Origin of the sequence: Actinocatenispora thailandica, from assembly GCF_016865425.1 — a bacterium.
Classification (GTDB): Bacteria; Actinomycetota; Actinomycetes; order Mycobacteriales; family Micromonosporaceae; genus Actinocatenispora; species Actinocatenispora thailandica.
In genome coordinates this window covers 2,726,736-2,742,035 of sequence record NZ_AP023355.1, presented here as the reverse complement: position 1 = coordinate 2,742,035, position 15,300 = coordinate 2,726,736, and the positions used below count along the sequence as shown (strand labels likewise).

General features: G+C 72.4%; 13 protein-coding genes and 1 pseudogene. All 14 read right to left on the bottom strand.

Annotated features, from left to right (window positions below; translation table 11 throughout):
• Nucleotides 1-8 precede the first annotated feature (8 nt).
• Nucleotides 9-887, bottom strand: coding sequence for a DivIVA domain-containing protein (locus Athai_RS12195; RefSeq protein WP_203961609.1), 879 nt, complete (start codon nucleotides 885-887; stop codon nucleotides 9-11).
• Nucleotides 888-1,017: 130 nt separating this feature from the next.
• Nucleotides 1,018-1,314, bottom strand: coding sequence for a YggT family protein (locus Athai_RS12190; protein WP_275422424.1), 297 nt, complete (start codon nucleotides 1,312-1,314; stop codon nucleotides 1,018-1,020).
• Between the two features lie 18 nt (nucleotides 1,315-1,332).
• Complete coding sequence (locus tag Athai_RS12185; RefSeq protein ID WP_203961608.1) at nucleotides 1,333-2,025, bottom strand: cell division protein SepF; 693 nt, start codon at nucleotides 2,023-2,025, stop codon at nucleotides 1,333-1,335.
• A gap of 140 nt (nucleotides 2,026-2,165) precedes the next feature.
• A complete protein-coding gene (locus Athai_RS12180; protein WP_203961607.1) occupies nucleotides 2,166-2,891 on the bottom strand; it encodes a YggS family pyridoxal phosphate-dependent enzyme in 726 nt (241 codons plus the stop codon).
• A pseudogene (ftsZ, locus tag Athai_RS12170) lies at nucleotides 2,888-4,044 on the bottom strand (cell division protein FtsZ). Before ftsZ ends, Athai_RS12180 begins: the two are co-directional and overlap by 4 nt.
• Nucleotides 4,045-4,264: 220 nt before the next feature.
• A complete protein-coding gene (locus Athai_RS12165) occupies nucleotides 4,265-4,768 on the bottom strand; it encodes a DinB family protein (protein ID WP_203961605.1) in 504 nt (167 codons plus the stop codon).
• A gap of 74 nt (nucleotides 4,769-4,842) precedes the next feature.
• A complete protein-coding gene (locus tag Athai_RS12160; RefSeq protein WP_203961604.1) occupies nucleotides 4,843-5,625 on the bottom strand; it encodes a cell division protein FtsQ/DivIB in 783 nt (260 codons plus the stop codon).
• Complete coding sequence (gene murC / locus Athai_RS12155; protein WP_239157388.1) at nucleotides 5,625-7,043, bottom strand: UDP-N-acetylmuramate--L-alanine ligase; 1,419 nt, start codon at nucleotides 7,041-7,043, stop codon at nucleotides 5,625-5,627. Before murC ends, Athai_RS12160 begins: the two co-directional genes overlap by 1 nt.
• 98 nt (nucleotides 7,044-7,141) lie before the next feature.
• A complete protein-coding gene (murG, locus tag Athai_RS12150; RefSeq protein ID WP_203961603.1) occupies nucleotides 7,142-8,260 on the bottom strand; it encodes an undecaprenyldiphospho-muramoylpentapeptide beta-N-acetylglucosaminyltransferase in 1,119 nt (372 codons plus the stop codon).
• Nucleotides 8,257-9,669 carry a putative lipid II flippase FtsW gene (gene ftsW, locus Athai_RS12145; RefSeq protein ID WP_239157387.1) on the bottom strand — a complete coding sequence of 471 codons (1,413 nt, stop codon included), beginning with the start codon at nucleotides 9,667-9,669 and terminating at the stop codon, nucleotides 8,257-8,259. The genes murG and ftsW overlap by 4 nt, the downstream gene beginning before the upstream one ends.
• A gap of 102 nt (nucleotides 9,670-9,771) precedes the next feature.
• Nucleotides 9,772-11,181 (bottom strand): UDP-N-acetylmuramoyl-L-alanine--D-glutamate ligase, encoded by a 1,410-nt coding sequence (gene murD / locus Athai_RS12140; RefSeq protein ID WP_203961602.1) that lies wholly within the window; start codon nucleotides 11,179-11,181, stop codon nucleotides 9,772-9,774.
• Nucleotides 11,178-12,299: a phospho-N-acetylmuramoyl-pentapeptide-transferase gene (gene mraY, locus Athai_RS12135; protein WP_203961601.1), complete on the bottom strand. Its 1,122-nt coding sequence runs from the start codon at nucleotides 12,297-12,299 to the stop codon at nucleotides 11,178-11,180. The genes murD and mraY overlap by 4 nt, the downstream gene beginning before the upstream one ends.
• Nucleotides 12,296-13,717, bottom strand: coding sequence for a UDP-N-acetylmuramoyl-tripeptide--D-alanyl-D-alanine ligase (locus Athai_RS12130; protein WP_203961600.1), 1,422 nt, complete (start codon nucleotides 13,715-13,717; stop codon nucleotides 12,296-12,298). Before Athai_RS12130 ends, mraY begins: the two co-directional genes overlap by 4 nt.
• Nucleotides 13,714-15,258 carry a UDP-N-acetylmuramoyl-L-alanyl-D-glutamate--2,6-diaminopimelate ligase gene (locus Athai_RS12125; protein ID WP_239156885.1) on the bottom strand — a complete coding sequence of 515 codons (1,545 nt, stop codon included), beginning with the start codon at nucleotides 15,256-15,258 and terminating at the stop codon, nucleotides 13,714-13,716. The genes Athai_RS12130 and Athai_RS12125 overlap by 4 nt, the downstream gene beginning before the upstream one ends.
• Nucleotides 15,259-15,300: the final 42 nt, after the last annotated feature.

Below are 15,300 nucleotides of genomic sequence, written 5' to 3'. Positions count from 1 at the left end.
ACTGGATCCTACCGGCTGTTGCCGTCGCCGTTGGGCAGACCCAGCCCGTTGCGGCCCGAGTTGTACGAACCACCCAGGCTCGCCGCGGCCAGCCCGGAACCGTTGGCGGAGACCTGGCGGTTGCTTCCGCTGCCACCGGCGACCTCGCCGGTGCGGCTCAGCTCGTCCTCGATGCCTTGGCCCCGCGCACCGAGATCACGCAGCTGGCTCTCCAGGTATGCCTTGAGCCGGGTGCGGTACTGCCGCTCGAACGCCTTCAGCTCCTCGATGTGCTTCTGCAGCGCCGCCCGCTTGACCTCCAGGCCGCCCATGGCCTCCTGGTGCCGCTGCCGCGCGTCGCGCTCCAGCGACTCGGCCTTGCCGCGCGCCTTCTGGGTGACGTCCTCGGCCTTGGCCCGGGCGTCGGACAGCAGCTTGTCGGCCTCCCGGCGCGCGTCGGACACGTGGTCGTCGGCGGTGCGCTGGGCCATCATCAGCACTCGCAGCGCCTGCTGCTCGCCGCCGTCGCCACCGGCCGCGGCGGCCGCCACCGCCGGCACCCCGCCGGCCTGCGCGTGCATCGCCTCCAGCTCGGCCTGCGCGTTGCGGACCGCCTGCTCGGCGTTCGCCTTCTCGGCCTCCAGCTGCTCCAGCTGGCCCTTGAGATCGGCGTTCTCCGCAACGAGATGCTCGGGAGCGCCCCCGCCAGCCACCGGTGCCACCGGGGCGGCACCGTGCTGCAGCCGCTCGACCTGGGCACGGAGCTCGTTGTTGTCCTCCACGAGGCGGACGAGTTCACGCTCGACCTCGTCGAGGAAGGCATCCACCTCGTCCTCGTCGTACCCCCGCTTGCCGATGGGGGGCTTTTTGAACGCGACGTTGTGCACGTCGGCCGGGGTCAGCGGCATCGAAACTCCTCGGTTCAGCTTGCGACCGCGTGGCTCGCTGTCGATAGGACCGGGACCGGGCAATCTCGATCCGACCGATCGCTCCACCGTGCCAGGTGCCACCCGACCGCGGAATGATCAGCCCGACGGGCTAAGCACGGAGCAACCACGGCAGCACGACTCTCAACAGCACGTACACGATAACCAGCAGTATCAGGAAAGCCAGGTCCAGGCTCACGGTACCAATCCGGAGCGGCGGAATGACCCTCCTTAGGGCTTTCAAGGGAGGATCAGTGACGCTCCACACGACCTCCATCGCGGCGGCCGCGCTCCTCCGAGGTTGCCATCTACGCGCAAACTGCATCACGAAGCTGAGCACGAGCCGCGCCATCAGAAACAGCAGGAAAAAGTAAACGACCAGGTAGAGGACCTGGAACAGGACCGACACGAGCGATGGACTCCCGGTTCAGCTCTGGTTGAAGAACCCGCCCTCGGCGATCTTGGCCTTGTCCTCGGCGGTGACCGTGACGTTGGCCGGTGAGAGCAGGAACACGCGATTGGTCACCCGTTCGATCGTACCGCGCAACCCGAAGATCAATCCGGCGGCGAAATCGACGAGGCGCATGGCATCCGCTTCGTCCATTTCCGACAGATTCATGATCACCGGAGTGTTGTCCCGGAAATGCTCACCGATAGTGCGTGCCTCACTGTAGGTAGTGGGATGCACGGTGGTGATGCGGTAGCTGTCGGCGCTGTCGTCGGACACCACGGCACGCTCCCGCAGTTGTACCTGTGGCGCCAGCGCCAGATTGTCCTGCGTGAGCGGGGTCACCGAACCACGGCCGATGGAGCGCACCCCGGCCCGCTCGGCCAGCCGGTCCGAACCCGTGGGCGCCAGCCGCGGCCGAGCCGGCTCCGGCTCGAACTCGTCCTCGCCGAAGTCGGCATCGTCGAAGTCGCGCTCGTCCACCTCGCGGCCGGTGTCGCGGGGCGCTCGCCGGCTCTCGTACCGCCCGGTGTCGTAGCGCGCGGCGCTCTCCTGGCGGCCGGCCGGCTGGTAACCGTCCGAGCCGTCGTAGCGGTCGTCGTCGGGTTCGTAGCTGTCGTCGTCGTCCTCGACCAGGCCGAGCCAGACGCCGGCCTTGCGCAACCTACCCATCGGGCACCTCCTCCCGTGACACCGTCCTGCCACGTCGCGCGCCCCGCCCATCGGGACGTTCCCCCGCGATGCGCCGCCTGCGAAACGGACGAGATCGGTGAGCGTGAATAACAGCGATGTAGTTCTGCTCCGACGTCAGGCTAACCCAGCTTGGCGCGCCGGCCGAGCAATCCGCTGCCGACACGCACGTGTGTCGCACCGTGCCGAATTGCCGCCTCCAGGTCGCCGGTCATCCCGGCGGACAGCATCGACGCGTCCGGTTCGCGCTCACGCAGCCACGTCGCGTATCCGGACAGTCGACCGAACGCGACGTCCGGATCACCGCCCAGTGGCGCGACCGCCATCAGCCCGCGCAGCCGCAGCCGCGGGCCGGCCGCGGCCACCGCGTCCACCAGCGCCGGCAGCTCTGCCGGCGAGACACCGCCGCGCCCCGGCGCGTCGTCCAGCGACACCTGGATCAGCACGTCCAGCGGCCGGTCCCGATGCGCCGCGACGGCCGAGGCAAGCGCGGTCACCAGCGCAGGGCGGTCCACCGACTGGACCATGTCGGCGTACCGCACCACCGACCGGGCCTTGTTGCGCTGCAACTGGCCGACGAAGTGCCAGCGCACCTCGACGCCGGCGGCGGCGAGTTCGGCGGCCTTCGCCGCGGCCTCGCCGTCGCGGTTCTCGGCCACCGCGCGCTGGCCGAGTTCGGCCAGCAGCCGGACGTCGGAGGCCGGGAACGTCTTGGTGACCGCGATCAGCGACACCTCGCGCGGCGACCGGCCCGCCGCCAGGCAGGCGTCCGCGATGCGCCGACGCACCGAGGCGAGGTTCGCGACCAGCTCGGTGCGTCGGTCGATCGGCTCCGACGCGAGGTTCACGCGCCGTTCTTGAGGAAGTCCGGCACGTCGACGTCGTCGAACAGCACCTTGCGCGGTGGCCGCTCGGCCGGGGTCGGCTGCTGCGGCGGCCGGGTGCTGGTGCTCCCGCCGGTGGTGACCGGCGGGTTCGGCGGCACCGTCGTGGTCGGGGCGCCTCGGTCGTGGGCGGCTTGCGACCGACCTCGGCCTGCGGCTTGTAGGCCGGGGACCCGCCGTCGAAGCCCGCCGCGATCACCGTGATGCGCACCTCGTCACCCAGCGCGTCGTCGATGACCGCACCGAAGATGATGTTCGCGTCCGGATGCGCCGCGTCGGTGACCAGCTGGGCCGCGTCGTTGATCTCGAACAGACCCAGATCGGAACCGCCGGCGATGGACAGCAGCACGCCGCGGGCCCCGTCCATGCTCTGCTCCAGCAGCGGGCTGGAGATCGCGCCCTGCGCCGCCTCGACCGCCCGGTCGTCGCCGCGCGCACTGCCGATGCCCATCAACGCCGAGCCGGCGTTGGACATCACGCTCTTGACGTCGGCGAAGTCGAGGTTGATCAGCCCTGGCGTGGTGATCAGGTCGGTGATGCCCTGGACACCGGACAGCAGCACCTGGTCGGCCTGGCGGAACGCGTCCATCATGCTCATCGTCCGGTCGCCGAGCTGCAGCAGCCGGTCGTTCGGGATGACGATGAGGGTGTCGCACTCGTTGCGCAACTCGTCGATGCCGGTCTCGGCCTGCACCTGGCGCCGCTTGCCCTCGAACGAGAACGGTCGGGTGACCACGCCAATGGTCAGCGCGCCCAGCTTGCGGGCGATGTTCGCGACCACCGGCGAGGCCCCGGTGCCCGTACCGCCGCCCTCACCACAGGTCACGAACACCATGTCGGCGCCCTTGAGGACCTCTTCGATCTCGTCCCGGTGGTCTTCGGCGGCCTTGCGGCCCACGTCGGGGTTGGCACCGGCGCCCAGGCCACGGGTCAGTTCCCGACCCACGTCGAGCTTGACGTCCGCGTCGGACATCAGCAGCGCCTGCGCGTCGGTGTTGATCGCGATGAACTCGACGCCCTTGAGCCCGACCTCGATCATTCGGTTGACGGCATTGACGCCGCCGCCACCGCAGCCGACGACCTTGATGACCGCCAGGTAGTTGTGCGGAGGTGTCATCGGTCCGCCTTCCCTTCGCTGTGCTGCTCCCCGCCATGGGCCGGGCCAACTCTCACCCTCAACTAGAGGGTTATACTTATGTCAACCTCGACCCTGTTCCGGAACGTACGGGCCGGTTGCACGATCTCCAAGCATCCAACGCGGCGTGTCGGCCACGTTTGCCGGTCGGACGACGCCCGTACCCCTCCCCCGACCGCGAACCGGAAGTCCATAGTGGACCTCAGGCCCCGGTACGGCCGTCCAGCAACTCGCGCACCACGTCCAGGTGCCCGTTGTGCCGGGCGGTCTCCTCGATCTGATGCAGGTAGATCCAGCGCAGCGTCATCGGCCGGACACCGGGCTCGACCTGCCGCCGGGCCACGAACGACAGGTCCAGCCCGGCCGCCAGCTCGCGCGAACGATCGCACTGCGCGTCGTACCGGTCGAGCAGCGCGGCGAGCGACATGCCTTCCGGGGCCACCCAGTCGGCGTCCGGATCGTCGTCGTCGGCGGCCATCCGCGGCCCGTCGTGCAGGACCGCCTCGAACCAGTACTGCTCGTTGTCGGTGAGGTGGGCGACCAGCCCGGCCGGCGACAACAGCGGCGAGGTGCGCACCGGCGCCTGCCGGGCGAACATCTCGTCCAGACCGGCGCACTTGAGCCGCACGGTGGCCCGGTGGTAGTCGAGCCACTGTTCCAGCGCCGCGCGGTCACCCGCATCGGTCAGCGGATCTGCTCGCTCCATTGTGGACACCTCCGGAACAGCGACGCTACCAGCCGGGGCCGGCGCCGCCCAGCGAGATACCGGAGTAGCGCCGGTCAACGCACCACCACCAGGTCCGGCGCGCTGACATCGATCACATCGCCGGTCTTGCCCAGCAGCGCGGTCGCCGCGGCCGCCTTCCGGGCGCCACTGGACGAGTCGCCCCACACGACCGTACGGCCGTGCGCCAGGACCAGTCGGATCCGGGTCGGCCGCGGCACCTCCACCCGGACCAACCGGGCGCGCAACCGCGGGGTCAGCTGGCCCAGAACCTGCAGCCCGGCCAGGGTCGACACGTCGTGCGGTCCGGGATGGGCCACCACCAGCGTGGGCAGCCGGCGCGGCGCCGCCGGCACGGTCCGGAACACCACACCGGACCGGTCGACCAGCCGCACCGAGGAGCCGTCCGGTACCGCGGCGGCCGGAGTACGTTCGGTGACCGTGACCACGACGGTGTGCGGCCAGGCGCGGGTCACGTCCGCCTTCGCCACCGGCGCGAGCCGGCGCACCCGGGCGGCGACCGCGGCGAGATCGACGCCGGCCAGCGGGATGCCGGACGGCACCGCCGCGGTCCGCGCCACCGTCCGCGCCGACACCGTGCGCGCCCCGCGCACCGTGACACCCCGGACCGCGAACGCACCGGTGTGGTAGACCACCACGTACCCGGCCACCAGGACAGCGACCGTCACAGCGGTCACCGACAGCGTCAGCGCGGTCCGGCGGCGGTTGCGCCGTGCCCGGGCGACCAGCCGACGCAGCAACGCCGACAGTGCCTGCCGGCGCGCCTGCACCAGCCGCCACCGGCGCGGTGGCCGGGTGTCGCGCGCCGCGCCCGCCATCAGCCCGCGGTGTCCGCCGTGCCGGCCCGCTCCGCCAACGCCGCGAGCAGTTCGTCACCCATCATCGAGATCGGCGGCGCGCCCATCGTCACGACCAGGTCACCGGGCGCCGACCGGCGCAGTACCTCGGCCGCGACGTCCGACCAGGACGGCACGAACACCTTGTGCGCACCGGCAAGCGGCACCGCTTCGGTCAGCGGCCGGCCGCCCTCGCCCGGTCCGCGGCTCTCCCCCGGCCCGAACACCTCCAGCACGATCGCCTCGTCGGCGATCGCCAGCGCCTCCGCGATCTCGGCCTGCAGCTCGCGGGTGCGGTACAGCCGCAGCGGCTGGAACACCACGACCAGCCGGCCGTCGCCGGTGACCTCGCGCAGCGTGGACAGCGCGGCGGTCATCGACACCGGGTGGTAGGCGTACTCGTCGTAGACCCGCACCCCGTCCGCGGTGCCCTTGTGCTCGAACCGGCGGCGCACCCCCGGGAACGCCGCCAGCGCCTCGGCGACCGGTGCGAACTCGACGCCGAGCTTCAGCGCGGTCAGCAGCGCCGCCGCACTGTTGAGTCCGAGGTGCCGGCCCGGCGTCGGCAGGGTGACCTCGCCGAGCGTGGCGCCGTCCAGTACCGCGGTGTAGCGCACGCCGCCGATCGCGGAGGTCAGGTCCGCCAGCCGCAGGTCGGCGTCGGCGGACTCGCCGTAGGTGTAGACCGTGCGCCCCTCGCCGCGCATCCGGTCGGCCAGCTGCCGGCTGCCCTCGTCGTCCGCGCAGGCGACCAGGAACCCGTCCGGGGTGATGCCGCGGCAGAACTCGGCGAACCCGTCCTGCAGTCCGGCCAGGTCGCCGTAGGTGTTCAGGTGATCGCCGCGCACGTTGGTGACGATCGCCGCGTGCGGCCGGTAGCGCAGGAAGGAGCGGTCCGACTCGTCGGCCTCGATGACGAAGAACCCGCCGGAGCCGTGGTGCGCGTTCGAACCGGCCTCGGAGATCTCGCCGCCGATCACGAAGGACGGATCCAGCCCGCAGTGCTGCAACACCAGAGTGATCATCGAGGTGGTCGTCGTCTTGCCCTGGGTACCGGCGACCGCGATGCCCTGGCGACCCACCATCGCCGCGGCCAGCGCCTCGGACCGGTGCAGTACCCGCAGGCCACGGCGGCGCGCCTCGGCCAGCTCCACGTGGTCGGCCGGGATGGCGGTCGAGTAGACGACGGTGTCGACACCGTCCAGGTTCTCGGCCCGGTGCGTGTCGTGGATGACGCCGCCCAGCGCGCGCAACCCGGCGAGGGTCGGCCACTCGCGCAGCTCGCTGCCCGAGGTGGGGATGCCGCGCGACAGCAGCAGCCGGGCCAGCCCGCTCATGCCGACCCCGCCGATCCCGATCAGGTGCACCCGGCCGAGGTCCTCGGCGCTCGGCGGCACCACCGCGGTCCCGACCGCCTCCGGCGGCTCTGCCGCCTCAACCGCCTCCGGCGGCTCTGCCGCCCCGACCGCCTCCGGCGGTGTGGTGGTCTGCTCGGTGCTCACTGGCCCGCCCCCTTCGCTACCGCCTCCAGCGTGAACGCCCGGAGCGCCTCGTCGCCGTCGCGCCGGCCGTAGCCCGCGGCGGCGGTGCTCATCGCCGCGATCCGGGCCGGGTCGCGCAGCAGCGGCAACAGGTTCGTCTCGATCCACTGCGCGGTCAGGTCGGCGTTGTCGACGATCATGCCGCCACCGGCCTCGACCACCGGCAGCGCGTTGCGCCGCTGCTCGCCGTTGCCGTACGGCAGGGGTACGTAGATCGCCGGCACCCCGAGCGCGGTCGCCTCGGCGACGGTCATCGCACCACCGCGGGACAGCAGCAGGTCGGCCGCGGCGTACCCGAGTTCCATTTCGGACAGGAACGGCAGCGTCACGTACGGCGCGGGCAGGTCGGAGGGGATCTCCACCGGCTCGTTGCGGGCGCCGATGATGTGCAGCACCTGGCAGCCCGCGGCGGTGATCGCCTTCGCCGCGCCGGCCATCGCCAGGTTGATCGCGCGGGCGCCCTGGGAGCCGCCGTACACGAACAGCGTGGGGCGCTGCGGGTCGAGACCGAAGTGGGCGCAGGCCTCGGCCCGGCACGCGGCGCGGTCCAGCGCGGTCAGCGAGCGGCGCAGCGGGACGCCGACGACCCGGGCGTCGGCCAGCGACGGGACCAGCTGCGGCTGATGCTCGAAGCCGACCGCGACGTGGTCGGTGAACCGCATGCCGAGCTTGTTGGCCACCCCGGGCGGCACGTTCACCTCGTGGATGACGATCGGGGTCTTGCGCCGCCAGGCGGCGAGATATCCCGGAACCGCCACGTACCCGCCGAAGCCGACCACCGCGTCGGCGGCGACCTCGTCCAGGATCTGCCGGCAGGCCCGCATCGACCGGATCATCCGGGGGCCGGTCTTGACCAGGTCGACGTTGACCGACCGGGGCAGCTGGTAGGCCGGCACCTGGCGCAGGTCGTAGCCGGCGGCCGGGATGATCTCGTTCTCCAGGCCCTTGGCACTGCCCAGGCAGGTGATCCGGACGTTCGGATCGTGCCGGCGCAGGCAGTCGGCGAACGCGAGCAACGGGTAGATGTGGCCACCGGTGCCGCCACCGGCGAGAACCACGGAGCGCAGGTCGGTCAACGTCTTTCCTTGCCGGTCGTGGTGCGGGAACCGGCCCGGGGGCCGGGCCGCTGCCGTCGTGTCTCGGTCCTGGACGATCCTGCCGTACGCCCGCGGGTGGTGCGCACGCCGGGTTTGCCCCCCGCCGGGCGAGACCGCGCCGACGGGCTCGTCGGCCGGGTGGAACCCGGCAGCGGCGGCAGCGGCACCCACAGTAGCCGGACCAGCCGGCTCGGCGCCCGGGCATGCAGCGCCCGCGCCGCGTCCGGTTCGGTCCGGGCGAACGAGGCCAGCATGCCGACCGCGGTCAGCGTCACGACCAGCGCGGTACCGCCGGCCGAGATGAACGGCAGCGGCACCCCGGTGATCGGCAGCAGGCCGACCACCGCGCCGATGTTGATCACCGCCTGACCCGCGAGCCACAGCGTGCAGGCGGCGGCGACGGTACGCCGGAACGGGTCGTCCACCCGCCGCGCGATCCGCAGCCCGGCGTACGCCAACACCGCGAACAGCGCCAGCACCACGACGCAGCCGACCACGCCCAGCTCCTCGCCGATGATGGCGAAGATGAAGTCGTTGTGCGCCTCCGGCAGCCAGTCCCACTTCTGCCGGCCCTGGCCGAGCCCGAGGCCGAACCAGCCGCCGTCGGCCAACGCGTACATGCCCTGGGTGGACTGCCAGCACGGGCCCTGGATGCTGTCTGCCGAGGTGCACCCGGTGGCCTTCGCCGCGTGGGTGAACGACAGGATGCGCTCCAGCCGGTAGCTCTGCTCGGCGATCAGCACCACCACGCCGGCCAGCGCCACCCCGAACAACCCGGCGAACACCCGGAACCGCACGCCGGTGACCCACAGCAGCCCCAGGAACACCAGCAGCATGCACAGCATGGTGCCCAGGTCGTTCATCCCGACCAGCAGGAACAGCAGCGCGGTGACCGGGAACAGCGGCATCGCCAACCGCTTCCACTTCGTCACCGACGCGCCGCGGCGCACCAGCAGGTCGGCCCCCCACCAGACCAACGCCAGCTTGCCCAGCTCCGCCGGCTGGAACTGGACCGAGCCGACCGTGATCCAGTTCAGGTTGGTGCCGATCGGACCGATCTGCCCGGCCGGAAACAACACCAGGACCAGCGCGAACAGCAGGCAGGCGACCAGCAGCGGCAGCCCGAGGAACCGGTAGGTGCGGGTCGGCAACCGCTGCGCCACCCAGAACGCGAGCACCCCGACGACCGCCCACAGCCCCTGCTGCTGCACCCCCGCGTAGGCGCTCTGCGACGAGTCGAACGACGGCACGCTGGTCGCCGAGAAGACCATCACCAGGCCGATCACCAGCAGCAGTCCGGCGCTCGCGACGAGCAGATAGTACGAGGCGAGTGGCCGGCCGAGCAGCCCGCGCAGCGCCGCGAACGGTTCACCGAGCCGACCGAGCACCGACGCCGCGGGCGGCGGTCCCGCGTCCCGGCGCGTCGGTGGCGCCTCGGTCACCGAACCGGTCACTGCCACTCCCGTCTGCCGCGCCGCCGGCGCTCCGGCTCAGGCCACCGGCAGAGCGGCCACCGCCGCGGCGAACCGGTCCCCGCGCTGCGCGTAGTTGTCGAACATGTCGTACGAGGCGGCCGCCGGCGCCAGCAGCACCGTGTCACCGGGACCGGCCAGCCGGGCCGCCGCGGCGACCACGTCCGCCATCGCCCCATCATCGGACCTGGACACCTCGATCACCGGGATTGCCGGCGCGTGTCGGCGCAACGCGGCAGTGATCTGCGCCCGATCGGCGCCCAGCAGCACCGCGCCGGCCAGCCGGTCGGCGATCCGGGAGACCAGCTCGTCCGGATCGACACCCTTGAGCTGACCGCCGGCGATCCACACCAGCCGCGGGTAGGACAGCAGCGAGGCGAGCGCCGCGTGCGGGTTGGTCGCCTTGGAGTCGTCCACGTAGCTGACTCCGGCGACCTCGGCGACCCGCTGGTTGCGGTGCGGCTGCGGGACGTACCCGGCCAGGCCGGCGGCGACCGCCTCCGGACCCACCCCGTACGCCCGGGCGAGCGCGGCGGCGGCCAGCGCGTTCGCCACGTTGTGCGCCCCGGCGGGGCGCACCGCCTCGGCCGCCACCAGCGGCACCGGTTCGGTACCGAGGGCGGCACCGGCGCCCGTCCCGCCGGTGAAGGCGCGGTCGACCAGCGTCCCGTCGACGACACCGAGCTGGCCCGGCGCCGGCGCGGCCAGGGTGAACGACACCTGCCGGCCCGGCACCGCCGACAGCAAGGCGGCCACCGCCGGGTCGTCGGCGTTGCCGATCGCGGTGCCACCGATCGCCGCGCCGCGCCACACCGCGGTCTTCGCGGTCGCGTACGCGTCCCGGCTGCCGTGCCAGTCGAGGTGGTCGTCGGCCAGGTTCAGGTACGCCCCGGCCAGCGGCGCCAGCCGCTGCGACCAGTGCAGCTGGTAGCTGGACAGCTCCACCGCGAGCACCTGGCAGTCGTTCGCCCGGACCGCGTCGATCAGCGGATCACCGATGTTGCCGACGGCGCGCGCGGTCAGGCCGGCGGCGGTCAGGATCGCGGCCAGCATCGTCACCGTCGTCGTCTTGCCGTTGGTGCCCGTCAGCGCCAGCCAGTCGGCGGCGCCGGCCGGGCGCAGCCGCCAGGCCAGCTCCGGCTCGCAGTACACCTGGAGGCCGGCGGCGAGCGCGGCGACCACCAGCGGGTGGTGCGGGGCGAACACCGGCGACACGACCAGCTCGCTCGACTCGGCCAGCAGCGCGGCCGGCGGCTCGGCCGCCACCACGGTGTCGATGCCGGCGGCGGCCAGCTCGGCCAGCCCGGCACTCGCCGCGCGGTCCAGCACCGTCACCACGGCGCCGGCCGCTACCAGGGCGTGCGCGCACGCCTTGCCGCTGACGCCGGCGCCGGCGACCAGCACCCGGCGTCCCTCGTACCCGGTCACACGTTGCTGCCTATCGCCGAGGCGGTGAAGTCCGCGTAGAAGATCGCCAACCCGGCGGTGATGCCGATGCCGGAGATGATCCAGAACCGGACGGTGATGTTGACCTCGCTCCACCCGGCCAGCTCGAAGTGGTGGTGGATCGGTGTCATCCGGAACACCCGTCTACCGGTACTGCGGAACGACACGACCTGGATGATCAGCGAGACGGTCTCGATGACGAACAGCGCGCCCAGGATGATCAGCAACAGGATCGTCTTGGTGGAGATCGCCAGGCCACCGATCAGCCCGCCGAGCCCCAGCGCGCCCGAGTCGCCCATGAAGATCCGGGCCGGCGAGGCGTTCCACCACAGGAACCCGAACAGCGCCCCGGCCGCGGCCCCGGCTATCAGCGCCGCATCGAGCGGATCTCGCACGTTGTAACAGAAGTTCGTCAGCTGGTGTGGATCCGAACACCAGTGCCGGTACTGCCAGAACGAGATCACCGTGTACGCCAGCAGCACCATCACCGAGGTCCCGGTGGCGAGGCCGTCCAACCCGTCGGTCAGGTTGACCCCGTTGGAGGCCGCCAGTACCACGAAGATGAACAGCACCACCGCGCCGACCCGGGTGATGTCCAGCCAGTGGATCTCGTGCACGAACGAGACGAACTGGCTGCCGACCGTCGGGTTCTTGATGCCGTTCGGTGAGATCGCGTCGGGGTTGAAGTACATCGCGATGATGCCGAAGATCGCGCCGACCACCGCCTGCCCGAGCAGCTTGCCCTTGGCCGACAACCCGGCGCTGTTCTTCTTGCGTACCTTCAGGAAGTCGTCGATGAAGCCGACCGCACCCATGCACACGAACAGGCCGAGCAGCACGATCGCGGTGACCGTCGGCTTGTGCGGCCGGCCCGGCAGGGTCAGCAACGTCAGGTGACCCACCAGATAGGCCACCACGGTGGCCAGGATGAAGACCACGCCGCCCATCGTCGGCGTGCCCTTCTTCGCGAAGTGGGTCTGCGGGCCGATCTCGCGGATCGGCTGGTCGGCCTTGAGCCGGCTGAAGTAGCGGATCGCCAGTGGCGTACCGAACAGCGTGAGTACGAACGCCACGAGGGGTGCGACGATGACCGATCTCATGCCGGCGCCTCCCGGTCGCCGATCGCGCCGTCGGCGGTCTCCCGCAGCGCGTCGGCGACGTGCCAGGTTCGGTAGCGCGAGCCCTTGATCAGCACCACGTCACCTGGCCGAACCTCGTCGGCCAACAGCGCGATCGCTGCCTGTTGGTCAGGCACCTGCACCGACTGTCCCTCCCACCCGGAGTCTGCGGCGCGCGCTCGCGCGCCCTGATCGATGCCGGCCGCCTCCGGTTCCACGGCGACCACGCGGTCCACCCCGAGCTCGGCGGCCAACCGACCGACCTGCTCGTGCTGGGTCTGTTCGAACCGGCCCAGCTCCGCCATGTAGCCCAGTACCGCCCAGGTGCGGCGGCCGGCCCCGATCGCGGCCAGCGCCCGCAACGCGGCGGTCATCGAACCGAGGTTCGCGTTGTACGAGTCGTCGATAACCGTCACGCCGTCGGAGCGGGTGAACACGTCCATCCGCCGTGGCGAGGCCGGCCGCAACAGGCCCAGCGCGTACCCGACCTCCGGCAGCGGCATCCCGCAGACCAGCGCCACCGCGGCGGCGGCGAGGGCGTTCGACACCTGGTGCGCGCCGAACAGGCCGAGCCGTACCGGCACCGACTCGCCGCCGGCGTGCAGCCGGAACGACGGCCGGCCGGCCCCGTCGAGCGCGACGTCGGTGGCGCGGACGTCCGCGTCCGGCGCCGTGCCGAACAGCACGACCCGCCCCTGGGTGCGCTGCGCCATCGCCCGAACCCGCTTGTCGTCGGCGTTGAGGATCGCGGTCCCCTGCGCCGGCAGCGCCTCGACCAGCTCGCCCTTCGCGGTCGCGATCGCCTCCACCGAACCGAACTCGCCCAGGTGCGCGCTGCCGACGTTGAGCACCACGCTGATCTGCGGCGGCGCGATCTCGCACAGGTACGCGACGTGGCCGATGCCGCGGGCGCTGCACTCCAACACCAGGTAACGGCTGGAGCGGTCGGCCTGCAGCACCGTGTACGGATGGCCCAGCTCGTTGTTGAGCGTGCCGACCGGAGCCACGGTGTGCCCCAGCCGGGCGGTCAGCGCCGCGATCATGTCCTTGGTGGAGGTCTTGCCGGACGACCCGGTCACCCCGATCACGGTGGTAGCCGGCAGCCGGTCCACCACCGCCCGCGCGATCCGGCCCAGCGCCGCCAGCGAGTCGCTCACCAGCACCGTCGGCACGCCGGTACGTTCCTCGGCGACCACCGCGACGGCGCCGGCGCCGATCGCGGCGGTCGCGAACCGGTGTCCGTCGTCGCTTTCCCCGCGCAACGCCACGAACAACCCGCCGGCGGTCACCGCACGCGAGTCGTACTCGACCCCGGCGGTGACGGTCGCCGTCGGCTCCGCGCCGTCGACCAGCGCTCCGCCGGTGGCCGCGGCCACGTCGGCGAGCGTGAGCTCGATCATGCGTCCTCCTCGAACCGGGCGCGCAGCGCGGCCGCGAGCACCACCCGGTCGTCGAACGGGTGCACCTCGCCGGCCACCTCTTGTCCCTGTTCGTGCCCCTTGCCGAGCACCGCGACGATATCGCCGGGCCGGGCGATCGCCACCGCGGCGGCGATCGCCGCCATCCGGTCACCGCCGTCGGTCCAGTGCGCGCCGGGCACGGCGTCCGCGCCGGCGGCCACCTGCGCCCGGATCGCTGCCGGGTCCTCGCTGCGCGGGTTGTCGTCGGTGACGATGAGCTCGTCCGCGCCGCGCGCGGCCGCCTCGCCCATCATCGGACGCTTCCCGGCATCCCGGTCACCGCCCGCACCCACCACGCAGATCACCCGGGCGCCGGTCGGCGCGGCGGCCTCGCGCAGCGCGCCCAGCGCCGCGGCCACCGCGTTCGGGGTGTGCGCGAAGTCGACCACGCCCACCACCGGGCCCGGCGCCGACACCCGCTCCATCCGGCCCGGCACCCCACCGCAGGCGGCCACCCCGGCCACCGCGGTGGCCGGATCGACCCCGACCGCAACCGCCACCGCGATCGCCAACAGCGCGTTCGCCACGTTGTACCGGCCCGGCAGCAGCACGCTCGCCGACCGCCGCACCCGGTCCGGCCCGGTCACCTCGAACCGCTGCCCGTACCCGTCGCGTACCAGCGAGTCGGCCTGCCAGTCGGCCGCCGGGCGGCCCTGCGCCGACACCGAGACGGTGCGGCCGGGATGTGCGAGCTTCGCCACCGCCGGGTCGTCGACGTTGAGCACCTCCACCCCGGCCCGGCCGTCGAACAGGCTCGCCTTCGCCGCGAAGTAGTCCTCCACGGTGCCGTGGAAGTCGAGATGGTCGATGCCGAAGTTGGTGAACGCACCGACCGCGAACCGGGTCCCGGTCACCCGGCCCAGCGCCAGCGCGTGGCTGGACACCTCCATCACCATCGTGTCCAGGCCGCGTTCCAGCGCCACCGCGAACAGCGCCTGCAGATCGGTCGCCTCCGGGGTGGTCCGGGTACTCGCCAGCCGCTCGTCACCGAGCCGGGTCTCGACCGTACCGATCAGCCCGGTCCGCCGGCCCGCCGCGGTCAGCGCCGACTCGACCAGGTACGCCGTCGAGGACTTGCCGTTGGTGCCGGTGATGCCGAGCACCGCGAGCCGCTCGCTGGGCCGGCCGTACACCTCGGCGGCGACCTCACCCAGCCGGGCCCGCGGATCGTCCACCACCAGCGCGGGCACCCCGGCGGTGGCCGCGGCGGGCGCGCCGGCGGCGTCGGTGAACACCGCGACCGCACCGGCCGTCACCGCCTCGGCGACGAACTCCGCACCGTGCCGGCGGGAACCGGGCAGCGCCGCGTACAGGTCGCCGGGGAGCACCTCGCCGCTGGCGTGCGTGACACCGGTGACCGACGGATCGCCGACACCCTCCACCGCTGGGGCGCCCCCGACCGCCGACCCGGCGCCGAGCCGCGCGGCGAGCATCGCGAGCCGGGTCGCGGGAACGGTCCGTGGTCGCGGAAAGCCTGGCACGAGGCATGACCCTACCCGGACACGGCGCCGCGCATGGCGTGG

Bases quoted from the DNA above. Each gene is read 5' to 3' on its own strand.
- Athai_RS12195 (WP_203961609.1), bottom strand. From the start codon at position 887: ATGCCGCTGACCCCGGCCGACGTGCACAACGTCGCGTTCAAAAAGCCC.
- Athai_RS12185 (WP_203961608.1), bottom strand. From the start codon at position 2,025: ATGGGTAGGTTGCGCAAGGCCGGCGTCTGGCTCGGCCTGGTCGAGGAC.
- Athai_RS12165 (WP_203961605.1), bottom strand. From the start codon at position 4,768: ATGGAGCGAGCAGATCCGCTGACCGATGCGGGTGACCGCGCGGCGCTG.
- Athai_RS12160 (WP_203961604.1), bottom strand. From the start codon at position 5,625: ATGGCGGGCGCGGCGCGCGACACCCGGCCACCGCGCCGGTGGCGGCTG.
- mraY (WP_203961601.1), bottom strand. From the start codon at position 12,299: ATGAGATCGGTCATCGTCGCACCCCTCGTGGCGTTCGTACTCACGCTG.
- Athai_RS12130 (WP_203961600.1), bottom strand. From the start codon at position 13,717: ATGATCGAGCTCACGCTCGCCGACGTGGCCGCGGCCACCGGCGGAGCG.